3 protein-coding genes are annotated in these 4,022 nt (G+C 61.1%); all 3 read left to right on the top strand.

Translation table 11 applies throughout. The annotated features are described in order from the left end of the window. Positions 1 to 726 precede the first annotated feature (726 nt). The 3 genes from HKN37_13730 (at position 727) to HKN37_13720 (ending at position 3,987) form a co-directional block, all read left to right on the top strand. Positions 727 to 1,365 carry a hypothetical protein gene (locus HKN37_13730; protein ID NNE47709.1) on the top strand — a complete coding sequence of 213 codons (639 nt, stop codon included), beginning with the start codon at positions 727 to 729 and terminating at the stop codon, positions 1,363 to 1,365. Between the two features lie 117 nt (positions 1,366 to 1,482). Then, a complete protein-coding gene (locus tag HKN37_13725) occupies positions 1,483 to 2,319 on the top strand; it encodes a hypothetical protein (GenBank protein ID NNE47708.1) in 837 nt (278 codons plus the stop codon). Positions 2,320 to 2,568: 249 nt separating this feature from the next. After that, positions 2,569 to 3,987 carry a hypothetical protein gene (locus HKN37_13720; protein ID NNE47707.1) on the top strand — a complete coding sequence of 473 codons (1,419 nt, stop codon included), beginning with the start codon at positions 2,569 to 2,571 and terminating at the stop codon, positions 3,985 to 3,987. Positions 3,988 to 4,022: the final 35 nt, after the last annotated feature.

The following is a 4,022-nucleotide window of genomic DNA, read 5'->3' as shown; positions in this document are numbered from 1 at the left end:
ACCCAGAGGCCGTGCTGCTCGAAAAGAGACTCGACGACATCGCCGATGGCTTACGCGTGGCCATTCAGCGCGAGGTGGCCCGGTTGAGGCGGCTGGGCCTGCCCGTGTACGTCGCCGAGAACGGCCGAGTCGTCGAGCGACCAGAGTCGCGCGCCCGTTAACCACAACGCTGAGAATGCGTCGCAATGGGAAAGATGAACCAAGTGGTTAACGCATCGCGCGAGCGCGCGACTTTTCGGCCATGTCGCGCGCGACTTGGTGTGCTTGCCGGAGGTCGGCGTCGACGTTCTGTAAGTCGTGCGACAGCAACCGATTGCCGAGACACTCTCGCAAAAGTCGCGCACGTAATATGAAGAGCGTCCGGACCGGGGAGCTTTCCCAATCGCCGCGGAATCCGCGGCGGTTTGTGGTTAACAAGGATGGGGTGGGGGAGACACTCGGGCCATTCGCCGTAACTGGCGTCGTGCAAAGGGTTACGGCAACGCGCGCCGGCGAAGCAAAAGTCTCTGGTTCGAAACGCGTGTCATGGGGTCCGGTCCAAACCCTCAGGGTTGGGATCGGGACCCCTTGATCTCGACCGCGAACTCTCCGAGTCTCCGTTTAACAGGTGGGTTGTGGTTAACAGGCACTGCCCTGGGTCAGAGACTAACCCGAAGATTCAAGCGAGCCTGCGGAGCTCAGTGCGGCTGAAGTATCTTGTTCGTATCGAATCGGAGGGCAGCCGCCGTGGGTGAGCGCATCACCGTCCAGGTGTTTCGCGGACTCTCGCAGTCCGAGTTTCGAGCGGCCTGGGAGCGCGCCGTTGCGGAACTCAGGGGCGCCGTTCGCTGGGACACCGACCCCGAGCCGCCGATGTACAGCCTCCGCACAGTGCAGGGCGACGGAGTCACATCGGTCCTGCTGCCGCGCTACCCTGGACACTTCCCGCTGTGCGCGAAAGTCGCAGAGATGCACGCTCTCGCTTGGATGGCACTGCGGATCCAGGAGGGCAGCCTCTGGGACTACACGCTGATGCATGGCGCGGACGTTGTTGATCAGTTCAGCACGCTGCCTGAGTACTGGGACGGCGACGATCCCCAGGCTCGCGATCGCAACAAGGGAGACTCGGCGCTCCTCGCGCGGCTTTGGTCTGTACCACAGAATCGGATAAAGCGCTATCTCACTCACTGGGGCTACGAGGTTACCAGCGATACCTGCTACAACACGACGCGGTGTGGGAAGGCCTATCCCGATGACCAGCACGAGTATGGGGACATCTGGCAGATGGTGGACTTCCTTCATTCGATCGGAGGCGACTATCCGGTCCAAGAGATCGGTGTAGGGCAGCAACACGCGATGATGGTGCCCATGCCACCACACACGTAAGTCGGAGTTTTACAGGGGGCATCAGACGTATGCGCTGCACGACATGCTTGACTTCGCCGTTGTCGATGTCAGCTTGCGCGACGAACCCAGTGTTCTGTAACTCACGCCGCCACTTCCATGAAGCCACCTAAGCCGACAGTGTACCTCGCGTTCGGCGTCGGAACGGTCCAGCCACTTGCCGAGCGACCGAGTCTGCTTGCTGAAGTATTCGATGGGTTTCCAGCAGCACTCGTCCCAACACATGTTGGCTTCTACGAACCCATCAGAACCAAGTTCAGACTCGAAGACCAAGAGGCGCTCTTGAGCCCATGCTGGTCCCCCAGAGGCGATCTGGCACACTTCGTGTATCGCGGGGACGTTCGCGGCTTTGGTTCGCTCGCCACGCGTCGCGGTCGCGGCATCGAATCGAATCGTCTTGTGTTGCGCCTGCAATATGAACGTGCGTGGCGGCGGAACTTGGTTCGGTATGTCCAGCCGCTGCTTGCACGAGCAATGGACTGCGCGGATGCGTCGGCGGGATTTGCGACGGTGTACTCTGATTATCCCGGTGGCGACATGTACGTGGATCACAAGCCGGGGCCGGTTGAGCTCATGGGGGTCGCAATCGGGAACCAGGCGGTGGCCGGCGCCGGATTGGTGTGCATTCACCCGTTCGCGTGGTTGAACGTGTTTGGCGAGGAGTACTCCGAGTACATCGGGCGGCAGAGGTTGATGTCACTTGATGTCTTTGACTCCTGGGAAGACGCGCGGAAGCGTATCTGGATCAAGATGTGCGAGTGGCCCCACGAGCTGTATGAACCAGAGCTGTTGGCGCACCGGGATGCATTGGTGGCGTCACTCAATCTGGGCGAAGCGCTCTGTGACCAGGGTCGACTCGTAGACTACCGTTGGGTGCACACAGGCCCCGAGTTCGACCGATCGCAGTTGCGCCAGATCGGAAGCGAAGAGTCGTGAATCGTCGTGCCGGACGACGCCGGTCGAAGACCGACAACGCGCGGCACGAGTCTCTTAGGTGTCGGAGCGGCGTGGTGGATGATGGACGCGGTGATTCGCGCTCGCAGAGCGCATCGCTTGACCGCAGGTCTGTGCCCCAGTTGCTCCTATCCTCGCGGTGTCGCCTCTATCTGCACGGAGTGCGGGGCTGAACTTGATAATTGTGAAGGGCCTGGGCAACAGGCTGATTGAGTGTGCTCCAGAATGCTCATGAACGAGGTAGATCAAGTGTCCTACGTCGAGGCCGCGTTTGCACGGACCGTGGCTTGTTCGGTCCTCCTCGGCTCTGTCGCACCAGCCGACGCGCAGTGCGAAGTAGCATCGCTCGGACCGACCCGCTCGTCCTTCAGTCATCTGGTCGCGATCGACGATGACATTGCGGTGGTCGGCGACCCCGGCGACGGCATTGGCATCGTGCGCGTCTACCGGTCAGACGATGGAGTGTGGACGCTCGAGTGCACGCTCCACTCGTCTAAGCCAGACGCAGATGAGTTCTTTGGTTCCTCCGTGGCAGTGCATGAGGATTGCCTCGTAGTCGGTGCACCATTGGCGGACGACCTCGGACCCGCGAGCGGTGCTGTGGAGGTGTTTTCGTACTCCGGCACAGCATGGGCATTCATGGCGCGTCTCACCGCCTCTGACGGAGATAGTGCCGACGGATTCGGTAACTCTGTCGCGATCTATGGAGACACCATTGTCGCTGGAGCTCCGGGAGATGAGCGGGAAGATGTCATTTTCGTGGGTTCCGCGTACGTGTTCCGGCATGCTGACTCGGAGTGGCACCAGGAGGAAAAGCTGCTAGGTCCACGAATCGGCGAGTTCGTCTTTGGCGAATCGGTCTCGTTGCGCGACGATATCGTGCTCATTGGTTCGCCCGGTGCAGGGAAGGCCTACATCTTCGCACGTGACCGGGCCGAGTGGACGTTGGAGACGGAGCTCGCCCCCTCCACTGCTGGTGCTGACAGTCGATTTGGTTGGTCCGTGTCCCTGGGCATCGGCCGTGCGGCGATCGGTGCGTTCAATGACGACGGAACCACGGGCTCTGCCTGGATATTCCTGGACGACCTCAGCAGATGGACTGAAGAGGCTCGGGTCATTGCTTCCGACGGTCAGCCGGGAGAGTGGTTCGGACGCGCTGTCGCAATCAACAGCGATGGCACGACGCTCTTGGTAGGCGCCCCGAACGACAGCGGGTTCATGGGTTCAACATATGTGTATCGGCGGAGCCGTGAATCGTGGATCGAACGCACGAGACTCCTCTCGGAACCATCGTTCGGCTTTGGCAGTGGAGTAGCCATATCCAACGACTGGGCGATCATTGGCGCGATTGGGTTCGCTCACGCGTTTGCCGGCATGATGGATGTAGACTGCAACGAAAACGGGAGTCCGGACTCATGCGATATTCTCGCAGGCGATAGCCTCGACGTCGACGGTGACGGCATCCCGGATGAGTGCGAGGCGTGCCTCGCGGACCTCGACAGCAGCGGGGAGGTCAGCTTCAATGACCTGCTGGCAGTGGTTGCGGTGTGGGGTCCGTGCAACGACTGTACAGCCGATCTCGACGACTCCGGCGACGTCGGCTTCACCGACCTGCTGATCATGCTGTCGAACTGGGGACCGTGCGAGTGAGGCGAGGGTTGGTCAGTACACCCCCCCCCCCCGCC

The organism is Rhodothermales bacterium (assembly GCA_013002345.1).
GTDB lineage: Bacteria > Bacteroidota > Rhodothermia > Rhodothermales > JABDKH01 > JABDKH01.
The sequence above is the reverse complement of the archived record's forward strand: the minus strand, read 5'-3'. Positions and strand labels throughout refer to the sequence as shown.

Bases quoted from the DNA above. Each gene is read 5' to 3' on its own strand.
- HKN37_13720 (NNE47707.1), top strand. From the start codon at position 2,569: ATGAACGAGGTAGATCAAGTGTCCTACGTCGAGGCCGCGTTTGCACGG.
- HKN37_13725 (NNE47708.1), top strand. From the start codon at position 1,483: ATGAAGCCACCTAAGCCGACAGTGTACCTCGCGTTCGGCGTCGGAACG.